The organism is Terrihabitans soli (assembly GCF_014191545.1).
GTDB lineage: Bacteria > Pseudomonadota > Alphaproteobacteria > Rhizobiales > Methylopilaceae > Flaviflagellibacter > Flaviflagellibacter soli.
Map to the genome: position 1 here is coordinate 1,989,875 of NZ_AP023361.1, position 15,153 is coordinate 2,005,027.

The following is a 15,153-nucleotide window of genomic DNA, read 5'->3' on the forward strand; positions in this document are numbered from 1 at the left end:
AAAACGAAACACGGAAGCGAAGAGGAATGTTCCGCTCTTCCTCTCCCTCATGGTGAGGAGCGGAGCGCAGCTCCGCGTCTTGAACCATGGGCCACACATTGTCGCCCATCCTTCGAGACGGCCCACTCAAGTCGGCTTTGCCGACTTGAGCCATAAGGATTGCCGAAGTCGGGTAGACCCGACTTCGGTGCGCCTCCTCAGGATGAGGCCCTTACAGCCCGCTTCGCTGACCGATTTTCGCCCGCAAATCACCCTGCAATCACACATTTCGTAAAGGAACGGCCCGCTCTCACAGGGGTTGGTCTTGGTGGCGGTTGAGGCCACCGAACCCCGACATGGAGAACTCAAAAATGAGCCAGACGTCGAACCGTGGCTTTGCCTCAATGGACGAAGCCAAGCAGCGGGAAATCGCCTCCAAAGGCGGGCGCGAAAGCCCCGGCAATTTTGCAAAGGACCGCGCACGCGCGGTCGAAGCCGGGCGCAAAGGCGGGCAAATGAGCGGCGGCAATTTTGCCCATGATCCGCAGCGCGCCTCCGAGGCCGGCCGAAAAGGCGGCCAGCAAAGCGGCAGCAATTTCCCCGACGGCAGCGACCGATCCCCCGATCGCAGCCGGCACAGCGATATCTGACGCGTAGAAGAAACCCCCTCCAGATCGGACACAGAACCGGCCGGGCTCTTAACTGAGTCCGGCCGGTGATGTTTTGTGTGTACATGAAGCCTCATGGTGAGGAGCGCAGCAAAGCTGCGCGTCTCGAACCATGGGCCAAAGATGCTGCCCATCCTTCGAGACGGCGCACTCAAGTCGGCTGTTGCCGACTTGAGCTCAAAGTGCCGAAGTCGGGTAGACCCGACTTCGGTGCCTCCTCAGGATGAGGTCGTTAATAATGCGGCGGCGGCGGCTCATCGGCGGGATCGGTCCCCGGCCCCTCCTCCGCCCGCGCCACGCGCTCGCCGAGAGACGCGACTTCGCGCGCCAGCCGATCGATCTCTTTCCATTGCGCCGTGATCGTCTTGTTCAGATCCTCGATCACCTCGTCCTGATAGGCGATGCGGGTTTCGAGCGCTTCGAGGCGGGCGGTATCGGTCGGCATGATCAATCCAGAGTCTGGCGGAAGCGGAAGACGGCAATCGTCATCGCAACGAGCATGAAGGCGGCAAGCGCCCCGACTTCGGGCGCAAGATCGAAGAACCCCGCCCCCTTCAGCATGATGCCGCGCACGATGCGCAGATAATGCGTCAACGGTAAAATCTCGCCAATGGTCTGCGCCCAATCCGGCATGCCGCGGAACGGGAACATGAAGCCGGAGAGCAGCATGGACGGCAGGAAGAAGAAGAAGCTCATCTGCATGGCCTGCAGCTGGCTTTTGGCGAGAGTCGAGAAGGTGTAGCCGACGGCAAGATTTGCGACGATGAACAAAGTCGTCAGCGCGAGAAGCAGCGGCAGCGAGCCCGCCAGCGGCACGCTGAACAGAAGAAAAGCGCAGGACAGGATGAGCGTCATCTGCATCGCGCCGACAACGACATAGGGCGCGATCTTGCCGAGCATGATCTCGACCGGGCGGATCGGCAGCGACAGCAAGGTCTCCATCGTGCCGCGTTCGACCTCGCGCGTCACCGACAGGCCGGTGAACAGCAGCATAGTGAGCGTCAGGATCGTGCCCATCAGGCCGGGCACGATGTTGAACGTCGTCTCGCCGGCGGGATTGTAGCGGCGGTGCAGACGCAATTCGAAGGCGGGCTTGGCGCCGTCGAGCCGCGCCCCCGCCCCCTGCAGATCGCGCTGGAAGACGCGCGCCGGAAGCTGCTGCAGAGCCGAGATGGCATTGCCCGAGGCGGACGGATCGGTCGCGTCCGCAATGACCAGCAGCGCCGGCTTTTCGCCGCGCATGATGTCGCGGCCGAAATTGGGAGGGATCTGCACCGCAAACTGGATCTTGCCGGCGAGGAACAGATCGTCGAGTTCCTTTTCGCTGCGGACATTCTGCTGAATGTCGAAATATTCCGTCGCCTTCATCGCCGAGACGAAACTGCGCGCGAACGGGCTGTCGTCCAATTGCACAAGCGCGGTCGGCAGCGATTTCGGATCGGTGTTGATGGCGTAGCCGAACAGCAAAAGCTGCATCAGCGGGATCATCACCATCATGGCAAAGGTCAGCCGCTCGCGCTTCAGCTGCACGACTTCCTTGATGAAGACCGCGAGGAAGCGGTCGAAGGCGCCGAAATTTTTCGCCTTTTGCGTCATTGGAAATTGTCCCGGCTGCGGCTCATCAGTTCGATGAACACGTCTTCCAGCGTAGGCTCCGTCTCGCGCCAGGCGCCGGGATGGGTTTTGCGATGCGGCGCGATGGCGGCTTCCAGCGCTGTGCGGTCGCGGCCCGACACATGCAGCGCCGCGCCGAAGGGCGCGACCTGATCGACGCCCGGCGTCTTTGCAAGCTCATCGGCCAGCGCCGTCAGATCGCCGCCGGAGACGGTGAAGGTCGCAAGGCCCGATTGCGAAACGACCTCATCGACCGTGCCATGGGTCAGAAGTTCGCCATAGGCGATATACGCGATCTCATGGCAGCGCTCGGCCTCATCCATGTAATGGGTCGAGACAAGAACGGTCATGCCGTCATGCGCGAGATGATGGATCTCGTCCCAGAATTCGCGCCGCGCTTTCGGATCGACGCCCGCCGTCGGCTCGTCGAGCAGGAGAAGATCGGGCTTGGGCAGAATGCAGGCGCCGAGGGCCAGGCGCTGTTTCCAGCCGCCGGACAGCTCGCCCGCAAGCTGCGAGGCGCGGTTTTCGAGGCCGAGCCGCTCGATCGCTTCCTGTGCGGCGAGGCGCGGCGATGAGAGCCCGTGAACGCGGGCGACGAATTCGAGGTTCTCGCGTATGGACAGATCGGTGTAGAGCGAGAATTTCTGCGTCATATAGCCGACATGACGCTTGATCTCTTCGGACTCTCTCAGGATGTCATAGCCGAGGCAGGTGCCGCGTCCGCTATCAGGCGTGAGGAGCCCCGTCAGCATGCGGATCGTCGTCGTCTTGCCCGAGCCGTTCGGACCCAAAAAGCCGTAGATCAGCCCGCGCTTGACCTGCATGGTCAGATCCTTGACCACGGTGCGGCCGTTAAAGCTCTTGATCAGCCCTTCGACATCGATCACGATCTCGGGCGTCTGAAGCTTGCGGGCCAAAGCGGCGCTCATGGCGCGGCCTCGAAATGCACATCGACCGGAAGGCCGAGCGGCAGAGCCTCGCCTTTCGTCAGGCGCGCTTCGGCGCGGAAGACGAGCTTGGAGCGTTCCTCCTGCGAGAAGATGACCGGCGGGGTGAATTCCGCTTCGCTGGCGATGAAGGTCAGTTTCGCCTGCATCTCCTCGCAGCCATCGCAGGAGACGGTGATGTCCTGGCCGACGCGCAAGCCCGAAAGCCGCGGTTCGGGCACGTAAAAGCGGACCTTGCGATTGCCGGGCGGCAGGAGCGCCAGAACCGGCTGGCCGGCCGCGACGACTTCGCCGGCGCGGAAATAGACATCCTCGATGACGGCGGCGACGGGCGCCGACACGCGGCGCTTGGCCAGCGCTTTTTCCGCGCCGTCGAGCGCAGCTTCCAGCGCCGTGATCATGGCGCTGCGGCCGGCAAGCTCCGCCGCCTTGATCTGGCGGCGGGCTTCCTGCAGCGCCGCTTCATCGCGCTCGAAGGTCGACTGCGCCTGCTGCAGCCGCGCTTCGGCCGACACGCCACGCTTGAAGAGTTCGCGCTGGCGGTCGAGATCGGTCCGGGAGAGTTCGAGCGCCGCCGCCGCACGCCGTTCGGCGGCTTCCAGCACGGCAATCTGTTCGGGCCGCTGGCCGGCCGATTTCAGATCCTCGAGCTCGGCCGCGGCCTTGTTGCGCGCGGCGGTCTGTTCTTCGGCATCGAGCGCGAAAAGATGCGCGCCCGCCTCAACCCTGTTGCCGGAATCGACGCTGAGTTCGGTGATGCGCCCGGCGCTTTCGGCGCCGACCAGAACAAGATCGCCCTCGATATAGCCCTGCAGCCCATCGCCGCCGGGGCCGCGCGGCCACAGCCAAAAGACGGCGAGGAGAACAAGAAGAGCGGCAACAGCAAGCGGCATGCGGCGGTTCATTGTGTGCCTCCTTTGAGGCCGGCGATCAGAAGGTCGGCATGGGCATCGAGCAGGCCGGACGTGTCGAGCTTTTGCACGCGGTCGAACAGGCCCGTCCATACAATAGCGACAAGGATCGGCGCGACGACGAGCTGCGGAAAGCGCGCGGCGGCATCGGAGCGGAACTCGCCGCTTTTGACGCCGCGCTCGATGATGGAGCGCACGATCCCCATGCCGCGGCCGATGACTTCGCGGTGATAGAAGGCGGCAAGCTCGGGAAAGCGCCCGGCTTCGGAAATGATGAGGCGCGCGACATCCTTGCGGCGCGTTGCCAGAATCTCGGTCTTGGCGAAATGCAAGAGGCCGCGCAGCATCGTCTCGGCCGGCACATCCTGCTTCAGCAGGACCTCGCCCGCCGCCTGGAAGGGCGATGCGATGAGCGAGCCGATCAAGGCTTCGAACAGCGCCTCCTTGGACGGGAAATAGAGATAGAGCGTGCCCTTGGCGACGCCGGCGCGCTGGGCAACCTCATCGAGCCGCGCCGATTCGAAGCCGCGTTCGAGGAAAACATCGAGCGCTGCGGCGAGGAGGGCGTTGGTCCGCGCTTCGCGCTCGTCCGGGGTGAGGGCGGGCGTTGCGCGCTTGCGCACCGGACGCGCGGCGCCGCGCGTGGAGGCGCTTTTCCGGACCTGTTTTCCCTTGGCCATGGTCTGCCCTATCAATGACTGACTGGTCAGTCATATACCATGCAGGGCGGCTTTGCGCAATTGTACCGGGGGCGAGAACGCCCTGGGCCTTCCGGCAGGTTGCGGCGTGCATGCAATCGCTTTGCCGAAAACGCATGCCAAATCCTCGAAATTTGATGTAGCGAAAGGGTTTAGCGCATGCACTCATCCGCACCGCAAAAAGCCGGGCGAAAAGATTCGGCAGCGTTTGAAGCGTCCTCCGCGAATGGAAATTGACGTTGATCCGGATTGATTTTGCCAAGCTGCGTATTCTCGTCGTCGACGACAGTCAGAATATGCGGCGTCTGTTGCGCACGCTTCTGATGGGCCTCGGCTGCCGCGACATTCTCGAAGCCGAAGACGGCGCGGCGGGCCTCGAACTCTTCCACTATCATTCGCCGGACATCGTCATCTGCGACTGGGTGATGCCGATCATGGACGGGCTCGATCTGACGCGCGCCATCCGGACTTCCGGCCAGTCCGCCAATCCTTATGTGCCGATCATCGTTCTGTCGGGCTATTCGGAGCGCAGCCAGGTCACGCGGGCGCGCGATGCCGGCGTCACCGAATTCATCGTCAAGCCGATTTCGCCCAAAAGCCTTTATCTGCGTCTTGTCAGCGTCATCGCCAATCCCCGCCCCTTCGTCGAAACGGGCGATTTCTTCGGCCCCGACCGCAGGCGCACCCGCAGCGGCAACTATCCGGGGCCGGAGCGGCGCGGCAACGAGCCGGCCAGTGCCGAGCGCATGGAAATCTGAAGGCGCCGCAAGCCCCCAGGCCGTATTCGATTGTCCTGCTGAACCCCCTGTTTAGGACTTTGGTCGTGGCGGGGTGGCGAAGCAGCCGCTAAAGGCCTATCTCCGGCTCAGGCGCCGCGTCGCGGGGCACCCCCGACCAGACCCCGAAAAGTGGCGATGAAACCCCTTTCCTATTCCGAAACACCGGACGCTTCACGCCATCCCGGCATGACGTTCCGCATGTTCGTTTTGTTCGTCGCCGCCATCATGGCGATGAACGCGGTGTCGATCGACTCGATGCTGCCGGCGCTGCCCGAGATCGGCCGCACGCTCGGCATTACTGAGGCGAACGAGGCGCAATGGGTCATCACCGCCTATCTCCTCGGCTTTGGCGGCGCGCAGATCATTTACGGCCCCCTCGCCGACCGGTTCGGCCGCAAGCCCGTCCTTCTCTTCGGCATCGCGGTCTATGCCGCGGCCTCGCTGTGGGCCGGACTCTCAACCTCGCTCGAAACCATGATGGCGGCGCGCGTCGTGCAGGGCATCGGCGCCGCGGCCACGCGCGTTCTCGCCGTCACCATCGTCCGCGACTGCTATTCCGGCGCCACCATGGCGCGGGTGATGTCGCTGACCTTCATCGTCTTCCTCGCCGCGCCGATTATCGCGCCGTCGATCGGCCAGGCGATCATGCTGTTCGTCTCCTGGCACTGGATCTTCGGCCTTCTTGCCATTTACGGCGTGTGGACGCTGATCTGGGGCTGGCGGAAACTACCCGAAACGCTGCACCCGCAAGACAGGATGCCGCTGTCGCCGCGCGCCATCGGCCATGCACTCTGGCTCGTTGTGACGACGCGCATGTCGATCTTCTACATCCTCGCCGTGACGCTGATTTTCGGCGCGCTGTTCGGCTTCATCAATTCGATTCAGCAGGTCTTCGACCAGACCTTCCAGGCGGCGAACATCTTCCCGGCGATCTTTGCGGCCATTGCCGCCTTCATGGCGGTGTCGAGCTTCGTCAATTCGCGCGTCGTCGAAAAGCTCGGCACACGGCTCGTCTCGCACACCGCGCTTATCGGCTTCACTTTCTTTGCCGCGCTGCACATGATCTCGGCCTATTTCGGCCATGAGAATATCTGGTCGTTCTCGCTCGTTCAGGGCGGGCAGATGTTCTGCTTCGGCCTCATCGTCTCGAACTTCAATTCCATGGCCATGGAGCCGATGGGCCATATCGCCGGCACCGCCTCGTCGGTACAGGGTTTCCTGTCGACAACCGGCGGCGCCCTGCTCGGCTTTTTCGTCGGCCAGCAATTCGACGGCACGACCTTCCCGCTCGGCCTCGGCTTCTTCACCTTCGCCGCACTCGCCATTGTCTGCGTGCTCGTCGCTGAGAAGGGCCGGATGTTTCAGCGCGCTCCCGTCCGCGTGCGCGACGTGAAGGTTTAGTCCGTTCCCCGGACCGCGCATGGCGCAGCCATGTCGCGTGATCCGGGGTCCAGACATGAGTGCCGTTCATAGAGCGCTACGCACTTTACTCCTGGGTCCCGGATCGGCGCTGCACTGCGTGCAGCTTGTCCGGGACACGCCTCACCGGCTCACAAACACCCGAACTCCTGCCCAAATCCGCCGTAGCGCCGCCGCAAATTCGCGCCGGATTCCCGAAAGGTTGAACCCTGTTCAAGCGTGCCGCGACAACAGACGGGGATCATTCTGTCCCGCGGCCCTAATGGGGAGATTTCCATGCGCCTTGCTGCAGCCACCCTTCTTGCTGTGTCTTTTGCCGCGCCGGCCTTTGCTGCCGAGATCGCGGTGCCGTCGAAGATCGACACCGTCGCCGTGCATCCGCGTGCCGCGACCATCACCCGCACGCTCGATGCCGAACTGAAAGCCGGCGCTTCGACGCTTGTGCTGAAAAACATCCCGGCCGGCGTCGATGTCTCGAGCATCCGCGTTGAAGGCACGGGCGAGAATGTGAAGGTGCTGAGCTCGGATTTCCGCACCGTCCCCAGCGAAGACCGCCCTCTCAATCCCGAACAGGCAAAGCAGATCGAGGCTCTGCAAAGGGAGATCGCCCGCATCGAGGGCGAGATCGAACAGGCGACGACGCTCAAAACCATGGTCGGCCGCTATGCGGAAGCAAAGCCCGGCGACATGAAATCCGAACAGCAGAGCTTTGACGTCACCCAATGGCGCGCCGCCTGGGATGCGGTGGATGAGCGCCTGAAGAGCATCGACCAGCGCCTCAGAGCCTCCGAAGCCGAGCTTGAGCAGAAGCAGGAGGAATTGGCGCGGCTGGAAGACGCGGCGCCCGGCGGCGTGCCGGAAGGCCCGCAGCACGAAATCCTGGTCGAGCTCGAAGCGGCGTCCGCGGCGCGCGCCTATCTGCGCGTCTCCTATCAGGTTCAGGGCGCAAGCTGGCGCCCCGCCTATGAAGCGCGCCTTTCGACCGGCAAACAGCCGAAGCTCGTTCTGGAACGCCGCGCGATTGTGACCCAGACGACGGGCGAAGACTGGTCGGGCGTCAGCCTCTCCGTGCATACAGCGGATACCTATGGACGCACCTCGGCGCCTGATATTCTGGCCTGGCGCGCGGGCATTCTCGATGAAAGCGACAGGTATCGCGCCAAGGTCTCTGCACGCGATCAGGCCTTTGGCGGGTCGCTCGGCGAGATGCAAAGAGCGGCACCGATGGCCGCGCCTGCCGAGCCCGAACAGGCAGACAAGCCCATCACCGCCGTCTCGGCCGAAATCCTCAACACCGGCTATACGACAAGCTTCGTCATTCCCGGCCGAGTCTCCGTCACCGCCGACGGCACGCAGAAGACGCTTCTGATCTCAAAACAGGACGAGACGCCGAAACTGCAGATTGAGACCGCGCCGGCGATTGCGCCCACAGCCTATGTGCAGGCGGCGTTCAACCTCACCGGCGAAACACCGCTCTTCCCCGGCCAGGTCGCGCTCTACCGAGACGGCACGCTGATGGGCCGCGAAAAGATCGGCCTTACCGCACCGGGCGATGAAGTCGAACTCGGCTTCGGCCAGGACGATCGAGTTCGTGTCGAGCATGTGCCGGTGAAAACGCTCGAAGAAGGCCCGCGGCTTCTCAGCGATCGCCGCACCGAAACGCGCAGCTTCAAGACGATCGTGACGAACTTCCACGACACACCGGTCAGCGTCCGCGTCATGAACCGCATTCCCTTCTCCGAACAGGACAAGGTGGAGGTGACGGAAATCGAAGCGACGCCGAAGCCGACAGCGCGCAATTTCAAGGATGTGCGCGGGGCGCTGGCCTGGGATTTCGATCTTCAGCCGAACGGCAAGCAGGACCTGACCTTGGCCTACAGCGTGTCCTGGCCGGATGATGCGCGGGTGAACTATCAGGACGTGACGAACTGAGTTGAGAACTGTGCCCCGGACCGCGCCGGGCAAAGCCCGGTCGCGCGATCCGGGGTCCAGATATGAGAGCGTTCGAACTCGGATGTTTCCGAGTTCGCTTCTTTTAATCTCAAGTCGGGAACACCCGACTTGAGTGGAGTGCCGCTCATTCTGCGCTGTGCGCTTTAATCCTGGGTCCCGGATCGGCGCTGCGCTTCGCGCAGCTGGTCCGGGACACTAGTTCTCCCGCCCGACCCGCGGCATTTCGATGGGCGCGACGAGCACGGCCAGAGTGCCGGGCTTGTTGTCTTCATAGTCGAGCGAGCCGCCGAGCTGGCCGACCAGAGCGTCCATCATGCGCGTGCCGAAACCTTTGCGGTTTCCGGTGCGTCCGCCGCCCTGGTCCGCGACCATCAGGCGGAAGGTGTTGCGGTCTTCGATGAGCGTCACGCGCAGCGGTCCGGCCGCGCCGCCATAGGCATATTTATTGGCGTTGATGACGAGTTCGGTCAGAACGAGCCCCAAACCAACCGCGCGATCGGTCGGCAGCATCACCGGCTGGAGATCGCGCGTGACGGTGCGCTCCCATTCCGCGCCCATGGACGAGACAAGATCGGTGAGAAGCTCATCCGCATAACGCGCGGCATCGACGGCTTCCAGCTGATCGGCGCGGTACAGACGTCGATGCACGAGCGAGACAGCAGAAAGCCGGCGCCGCGCTTCATCGATCGCGGCATTCAGCTTCGGATCGTCGGAGGCGCGGCCCTGCAATGCGAGAAAGCTCGACACGAGCTGAAGGCTGTTCTGAACGCGGTGGTTCACCTCGCCGATCAGAAACTCCTTCTGCTGCAGGAGGAGATCTTTTTCATCGAGCGTGTTGAGAAGCTGGCGATTGAGATCGCGCATGCGGCGCGTCTGCCAGACATTCATGACGGAGACGCGGAGACGTCCAGCCGCTTCCGCTTCCGGCAGAGTCCAGCGCCGAGCGCGGCCGCGCACGGTCTCCGTCCAGGCTTCGAAACTGGCGCGCGGATTGAGCGTGCCTTCCGGCCCCGGCGTCATGTTCTTGTGCGGATTGCCCGCCCAGTTGACGACCTCGACTTCCTCGGCGCGGAACCATAAGACAATCCACGGCTCGGACGCCGACAGAGTGATGGCGAGAAGGCCCGCCGCTACCGCGCGGTCAGCCTCCGGAAGCTGGTAATGCTCGGCCAGACGATCGGTCGCAAAAACAGTATCGCTCGAATGTTCGACCGCCCAGACGGCGAGCTTGCGCACTTCCTTTTCGGCCGGGCAACGCCCGCCGACGACAAGATCCTGGCCGCGCAGAACGGCAACGCCGTCCGACCCCAGCATGCGCATCAATTCGCCGATATGATTTGAGATGGCCGTGTCGAGCGAACCCTCGCGCGACAGCAGCGCAACGATATCGTCTTCGAAGCTGCGCAAGCGCACGCGCTCGCGATAGGCATCCGTTTCCTCACGCGCCTTGATCTGGCGGGCGAGGCCGCCGGCCAGCGCACGGCAGGCGGCGCGCACATCGGCATGAATATTCAGCGGCGTTGCGTTGTGGCAGGCGATGAGGCCCCAGAGGACGCCATCTTTCACGATCGACACGGAGGCCGAGGCGCCGACCTGCATATTGCGCAGATAGTGCAGATGCACCGGCGAGACCGAGCGCAGAATGCAATCGCTCATATCGAATTCATGCGCCGGAAGATCGGGCCGGAGCGGTGCGGCCTCATAGTGCACATCCGGAATGACGCGCACGAGATTGCGCACATACAATCCGCGCGCCTGTTTCGGAATGTCGGACGCCGGAAAATGATGGTTGAGGAAGGAGTGCTCGCCTGCGGCAAGGCTCTCGGCGACGACGACGCCGGCATCGTCATCGAGGAAACGGTAGATCATGATCCGGCCATAGCCGGTGAGGCGGCGATATTCCTGCGCCGCCATATGGCAGAGCGCGACAAGATCGGGCGCCTTCTCGAAGGCGGCGGCCGCGGCCTCGATTTGCGGCAGCAGCGCCGCCGACAGGCCCTCATCGGAGGTCGGCTCAAGCTCGATGACGAGACGGCCGCTTGAGGTATGGATCAGCGCATCGAAGCTCTCGGCCGCGAAGGGCGGCGCAAGCCGCGCGATGAAGCCGCGCGTTCTGTCGCGCACGCAACGTTCGGCCTCTGTCGCGGCGCGCGCGCCAAGCAGAGTCGACAGCGTCTGGCCCAGCCAATCGCTGCGCCCGAGCCGGCCTTCCACATCGCTGGCGGCATGGGTGATGGTCAGCGTCGCCGGATCGGCGAGCAGCATGACGCCATGCGGCTGGATCGATCCCGGAATATGGATCGGCTCGCGGTCGCAGATCGTCAGGTCGATTTCGGGTGCCTTATGCTCGTTCATCCGCGCTCCCCGCGCCGCGCCGGCCCGGCTGGGCGGTGCGCCCGGCCATAACGCCACCCCGCCCCTAACAAGGTCGAAGAGGCGGCGCTATTACCTAAGAGGTGCTGCAACCCCGGGCGCAGACCGGTTGCTCCGGCGCGTGAGGCAGAGTGCCAGGCAGGCAATAGCCCAGCCCGTTCAGGCCTTTCCGCTGCGCCGTCAATGTTCAATGAGAGGTCCCCCAAAACGACAGACAACGCGGTCAATCGCCTATTGGTTTCACAGCGGATACCAAGAAAAGCTTCCCTTTCATGGCATGCCTGCGATTGTAGCGCTCATACCGAAGGTTGCGAAACACAGGGTTATTCCGATGGTCTTCAAGATTGCCCATCTCTCTGATCTTCACCTGACCGCGACCGACACAGAAAAGCGCTTTGAGCCGAAGCTGAGCGGCCAGCTCACCGGCATGAACCAGGCGTTCCGGCAGATCGCCAAACACAAGCGCATCCAGGCCGCCGATCTCGTGCTGATCACCGGCGACATCACCGATCAGGGCGATATGGAATCCTGGAGCGTGTTCAACGACACGCTGAAAGCATCCAGCCTGCGCGACAAAACGCTGGCCATCCCCGGCAATCACGATGTCTGCGAACTCATGGTCCGCTTCGGCAACAAGACGAAACTTGCGAAAGCCGATCTTGAGAAGGTGAAGAAGGGTTTAGAGCTCGCCGGCCAGCCCTCGAAATTCCCGTGGGCGAAGATCATCGCGCCCGGTGTCGTCATCTTCGGGCTCGACACCAATATGAGCGGCAATCTCACCGCGCTCGAAAACGCCATCGGCCAGATCGGCGATTTTCAGATGCAGAAATTCGCCGAGCTTCTCGCCAAGCATGACGATGTGCCGACAAAGATCGTCGCGGTGCATCACAGCCCGAACATTCCGGAAGCCTCAACCGCGCTGAAGCGCGGGCGCTCGGAGCCGACCATGATCTATCGCTGGTCGCATCAGATCCCCCGCCCCGACCGTTTCACCTTCCGCATGCTCTGCCGCGCCGCGAAAGTGCGGCTCATCGTGCACGGCCATCTGCACGAAGCGGAAGACAGACGGGTGAATGGCATCCGCATCATCGGCGCCCCGGCAACGACCGAGCCGAAAGACTTCGCCGCAAAGAAGAAGACGTATCGCTTTTATGAATATGCGGTGGAAGAGCGGAAGATCGGGGTGGAGCTGGTGGAGGTGTGAGGCACGGGCTTCGATCCGTTCAGCAAGGGTTCATCAAAGACGGTACAACCTTAAGCCGAAGACGACGGGCCTGCGCGCCAATCGCGCAGCGCGATGTCTGCCTGGGGGAGAGTGGCCATGCCGCATTTAATATCGGCGCGGCGCGTGTTCTGCGCTGTGTTCCTGCTGTTTGTCTGCACACTCGATACATCCCCTGCCCTCGCGCGCGAACGTCTCGCGCCGCAGGAGCGGCAATGCATGCGAAAGGGCTGGGAGCCGGCGAGACTTGAGGCGGCGGGGCTCACGCGCGAGATTCTATGGAAAGCGCCGCGCGGCGCGTGGACTAAGGGCGCCATTCTCATCCTGCATGGCGGCGGCGGTGCACATTTTCAGTGGTGCGTCGCGAACAGCCAATTGGTCGCCTCGCAGGTGCGCTTTGCGGAAATGGCGGTCGATGCGGGATTTGCGGTTTATCTTTTGAATTCGTCCGATCAGGTCACGGACAATGAAGGGCGGATCTGCGGCAAGCTCTGGGACGATGAGGTGCGCAGCCGCCCGAACCTCGATCTGCCTTTCATCGAGAAGATCATTCGCGAGATTATTCCACAGCAGCGCCCTCCCCGCAGCCGTCCGGACATTTTTCTGACGGGTCTTTCTTCCGGCGGCTTTATGACAACACGCGCCGCGACGCATTTCGACACTCTCATCACTGCTTTCGCACCGGTCTCGAGCGGCGATCCCTATGGCTGGCACCGCATCTGCGAAAAAGGAACGACCGAGCGCAGCACGGTGCACGGGAAGGGTTTTGACAACGAGACCGGCAAACAGATCGTCGAGCCTTTCGCCTGCCGCGCCGCAAGCTATCCGAACGAAAAGCCCTGGGACGGCACGAACACGAAGCAAAAGCCCGTCTTCCGCGTCTTCGGCCATCTCGAAGACGGCATCGCAGACCATTCGTGCCGGGAGAAATTGGTGAGGCTTTTACGCGAGCACGGCTATCGCGGCGACCAGTTCGTCCTGCGCGGCGGGCAGCGCAGCCTGGAAAACCATTTATGGCAGGACGAGTATAACCGGCCGGTCCTGGACTTCTTCACCGCAGCATCGGTGCGGCGGTGAATCAAGCTGCCCGCAGCGTCTGGATAAACCGCGCGGTCCGCGCCTGCTGGGGATTGGCAAAGATCTCGGCCGGGGTTCCGGTTTCGACCACGGCGCCGGCATCGATGAAGACGACCTGCTGGGCGGTGTTCTGGGCAAGACGCAGATCGTGGGTCGCCAGAACCATGGTCGTGCCCTCGCGGGCGAGCGCCGAGAGCACGTCGACCACTTCTTCAGCAAGTTCCGGATCGAGCGCCGAGGTGGGCTCATCGCACAGAAGAACTTTCGGCGACGGCGCGAGCGCGCGGGCAATGGCGACGCGCTGCTGCTGGCCGCCCGAAAGCTCCGACGGCCAGGCATCCGCCCGGTCGGCAAGGTCGACTTTGTCGAGAAGTTCGAGGGCGCGGATGCGCGCTCTCTCTTTCGACCAGCCGAGCACCGTGACGAGACCTTCCATGACGTTTTCCGCCGCGGTGCGGTGCGGGAACAGCTGGAAGCTCTGAAAGACCATGCCGGTCTGGCGGCGAAGGCCGAGCACCGCTGTGCGGTCGGGCTTGCTCGTCGGCGTAAAGACGAGTTTTGAATCGCCGATCTCGACCGTGCCGGAGGTCGGCGTCTCAAGCAGGTTGATGGTGCGGAGCAGCGTCGATTTTCCCGACCCTGAAGGCCCGATCAAAGCCGTGACCGAGCCTTCGGGAAAATTCAGGCTGACATCGTGCAGGACTTCGACGGCGCCGAAGCGCTTGTGAATGTGTTTCAGCGCGATCACGAGCGCGCCTCCGCAAAGCCGCCCGACCGCGCAAAATGCTCTTCCAGCCAGGCCTGCACCTGCGACAGGACGGAGCTCATCAGGAGATAGAAGATCGCGACCTCGACATAGAGGATCAGCGGCTCATAGGTCACAGCGACGATGCGCTGCGTCGCCTGGAACATTTCCGGCACGGTGATGACGGCGGCGAGCGATGTGTCCTTCACCAATGCAATGAACGTGTTCGACAGCGGCGGCACGGCGATGCGTGTTGCTTGAGGAAGTACGGTGCGGCGCATGGCCTGACCGAAGGTCATGCCGATGGAATAGGACGCCTCCCACTGGCCTTTCGGCACGGCGGCGATAACGGCGCGGATGATCTCGGAACTGTAAGCGCCGACATTGAGCGTGAAGCCGATGAGCGCGGCGATGAACGCATCGAGCGTGATGCCGATGCTCGGCAGGCCGTAGAAGATGAGAAAGAGCTGCACGAGGAGCGGCGTGCCGCGGAAGATCCAGACATAAAAACGCGCCGCTGCGCGGAAGGGGCCCGGCGCGAACATGCGCACCAGAGCCGTCAGAAGGCCGGTGGCGATGCCGAAGATGAAGGAGAGGATCGCAAGCGGAATGGTGAAAACCAAAGCGGCCCACAAAAGCGGGCCGGCGGAGGCGATCATCAGCTCAAGCCAGGCAGGCACGGAGGGTCCTTAAAGAAAGAGGCGGCTTCGCCGCCTCGATAATGCTGGACCCCGGTGTCCCGGACAAGCTGCACGCAGTGCAGCG

The 15,153-nt window shown here is 63.1% G+C and carries 14 protein-coding genes; 6 read left to right on the forward strand and 8 right to left on the reverse strand.

What is annotated here, in order from left to right; all coding sequences use genetic code 11:
• Nucleotides 1-350: 350 nt before the first annotated feature.
• Nucleotides 351-629 carry a con-10 family general stress protein gene (locus IZ6_RS10295; RefSeq protein ID WP_476718240.1) on the forward strand — a complete coding sequence of 93 codons (279 nt, stop codon included), beginning with the start codon at nucleotides 351-353 and terminating at the stop codon, nucleotides 627-629.
• Between the two features lie 250 nt (nucleotides 630-879).
• On the opposite strand, the gene IZ6_RS10300 is transcribed toward IZ6_RS10295, so the two are convergent.
• Genes IZ6_RS10300 through IZ6_RS10320 form a run of 5 tightly spaced genes read right to left on the reverse strand, consistent with a single transcriptional unit; the run spans nucleotide 880 to nucleotide 4,802 of the window.
• Nucleotides 880-1,092, reverse strand: coding sequence for a SlyX family protein (locus IZ6_RS10300; RefSeq protein WP_222874970.1), 213 nt, complete (start codon nucleotides 1,090-1,092; stop codon nucleotides 880-882).
• A gap of 2 nt (nucleotides 1,093-1,094) precedes the next feature.
• Nucleotides 1,095-2,243, reverse strand: a complete 1,149-nt coding sequence (locus tag IZ6_RS10305; protein WP_222874971.1) for an ABC transporter permease — start codon at nucleotides 2,241-2,243, stop codon at nucleotides 1,095-1,097.
• Nucleotides 2,240-3,193 (reverse strand): ABC transporter ATP-binding protein, encoded by a 954-nt coding sequence (locus IZ6_RS10310; RefSeq protein ID WP_222874972.1) that lies wholly within the window; start codon nucleotides 3,191-3,193, stop codon nucleotides 2,240-2,242. Before IZ6_RS10310 ends, IZ6_RS10305 begins: the two co-directional genes overlap by 4 nt.
• The gene (locus tag IZ6_RS10315) at nucleotides 3,190-4,116 is read right to left on the reverse strand and encodes an HlyD family secretion protein (RefSeq protein ID WP_222874973.1); all 927 of its coding nucleotides are present in this window, start codon (nucleotides 4,114-4,116) and stop codon (nucleotides 3,190-3,192) included. Before IZ6_RS10315 ends, IZ6_RS10310 begins: the two co-directional genes overlap by 4 nt.
• Nucleotides 4,113-4,802, reverse strand: a complete 690-nt coding sequence (locus IZ6_RS10320) for a TetR/AcrR family transcriptional regulator (RefSeq protein WP_222874974.1) — start codon at nucleotides 4,800-4,802, stop codon at nucleotides 4,113-4,115. Before IZ6_RS10320 ends, IZ6_RS10315 begins: the two co-directional genes overlap by 4 nt.
• Before the next feature lie 257 nt (nucleotides 4,803-5,059).
• Between IZ6_RS10320 and IZ6_RS10325 the strand changes: the two genes are divergently transcribed.
• The 3 genes from IZ6_RS10325 (at nucleotide 5,060) to IZ6_RS10335 (ending at nucleotide 8,950) form a co-directional block, all read left to right on the forward strand.
• Complete coding sequence (locus IZ6_RS10325) at nucleotides 5,060-5,578, forward strand: response regulator (protein WP_222874975.1); 519 nt, start codon at nucleotides 5,060-5,062, stop codon at nucleotides 5,576-5,578.
• A 156-nt stretch (nucleotides 5,579-5,734) separates the two neighbouring features.
• Nucleotides 5,735-7,000, forward strand: a complete 1,266-nt coding sequence (locus IZ6_RS10330) for a multidrug effflux MFS transporter (protein ID WP_225873890.1) — start codon at nucleotides 5,735-5,737, stop codon at nucleotides 6,998-7,000.
• Nucleotides 7,001-7,294: 294 nt separating this feature from the next.
• Nucleotides 7,295-8,950, forward strand: coding sequence for a mucoidy inhibitor MuiA family protein (locus tag IZ6_RS10335; RefSeq protein WP_222874976.1), 1,656 nt, complete (start codon nucleotides 7,295-7,297; stop codon nucleotides 8,948-8,950).
• 216 nt (nucleotides 8,951-9,166) lie between these two features.
• Here the strand turns inward: IZ6_RS10335 and IZ6_RS10340 are convergent, their stop codons facing one another.
• Entirely contained in the window at nucleotides 9,167-11,326 is a 2,160-nt protein-coding gene (locus IZ6_RS10340; RefSeq protein WP_222874977.1) for a histidine kinase dimerization/phosphoacceptor domain -containing protein, read from the reverse strand.
• 349 nt (nucleotides 11,327-11,675) lie between these two features.
• Here IZ6_RS10340 and IZ6_RS10345 point away from each other — a divergent pair, with 349 nt between their 5' ends.
• Complete coding sequence (locus tag IZ6_RS10345) at nucleotides 11,676-12,548, forward strand: metallophosphoesterase family protein (protein WP_222874978.1); 873 nt, start codon at nucleotides 11,676-11,678, stop codon at nucleotides 12,546-12,548.
• A gap of 117 nt (nucleotides 12,549-12,665) precedes the next feature.
• Complete coding sequence (locus IZ6_RS10350) at nucleotides 12,666-13,643, forward strand: alpha/beta hydrolase family protein (protein ID WP_222874979.1); 978 nt, start codon at nucleotides 12,666-12,668, stop codon at nucleotides 13,641-13,643.
• A 1-nt stretch (nucleotide 13,644) separates the two neighbouring features.
• Here the strand turns inward: IZ6_RS10350 and IZ6_RS10355 are convergent, their stop codons facing one another.
• Entirely contained in the window at nucleotides 13,645-14,391 is a 747-nt protein-coding gene (locus IZ6_RS10355) for an amino acid ABC transporter ATP-binding protein (protein WP_222874980.1), read from the reverse strand.
• On the reverse strand, nucleotides 14,388-15,068 hold the full coding sequence (locus tag IZ6_RS10360) for an amino acid ABC transporter permease (RefSeq protein ID WP_222874981.1): 681 nt from the start codon (nucleotides 15,066-15,068) through the stop codon (nucleotides 14,388-14,390). Before IZ6_RS10360 ends, IZ6_RS10355 begins: the two co-directional genes overlap by 4 nt.
• Nucleotides 15,069-15,153 lie beyond the last annotated feature (85 nt).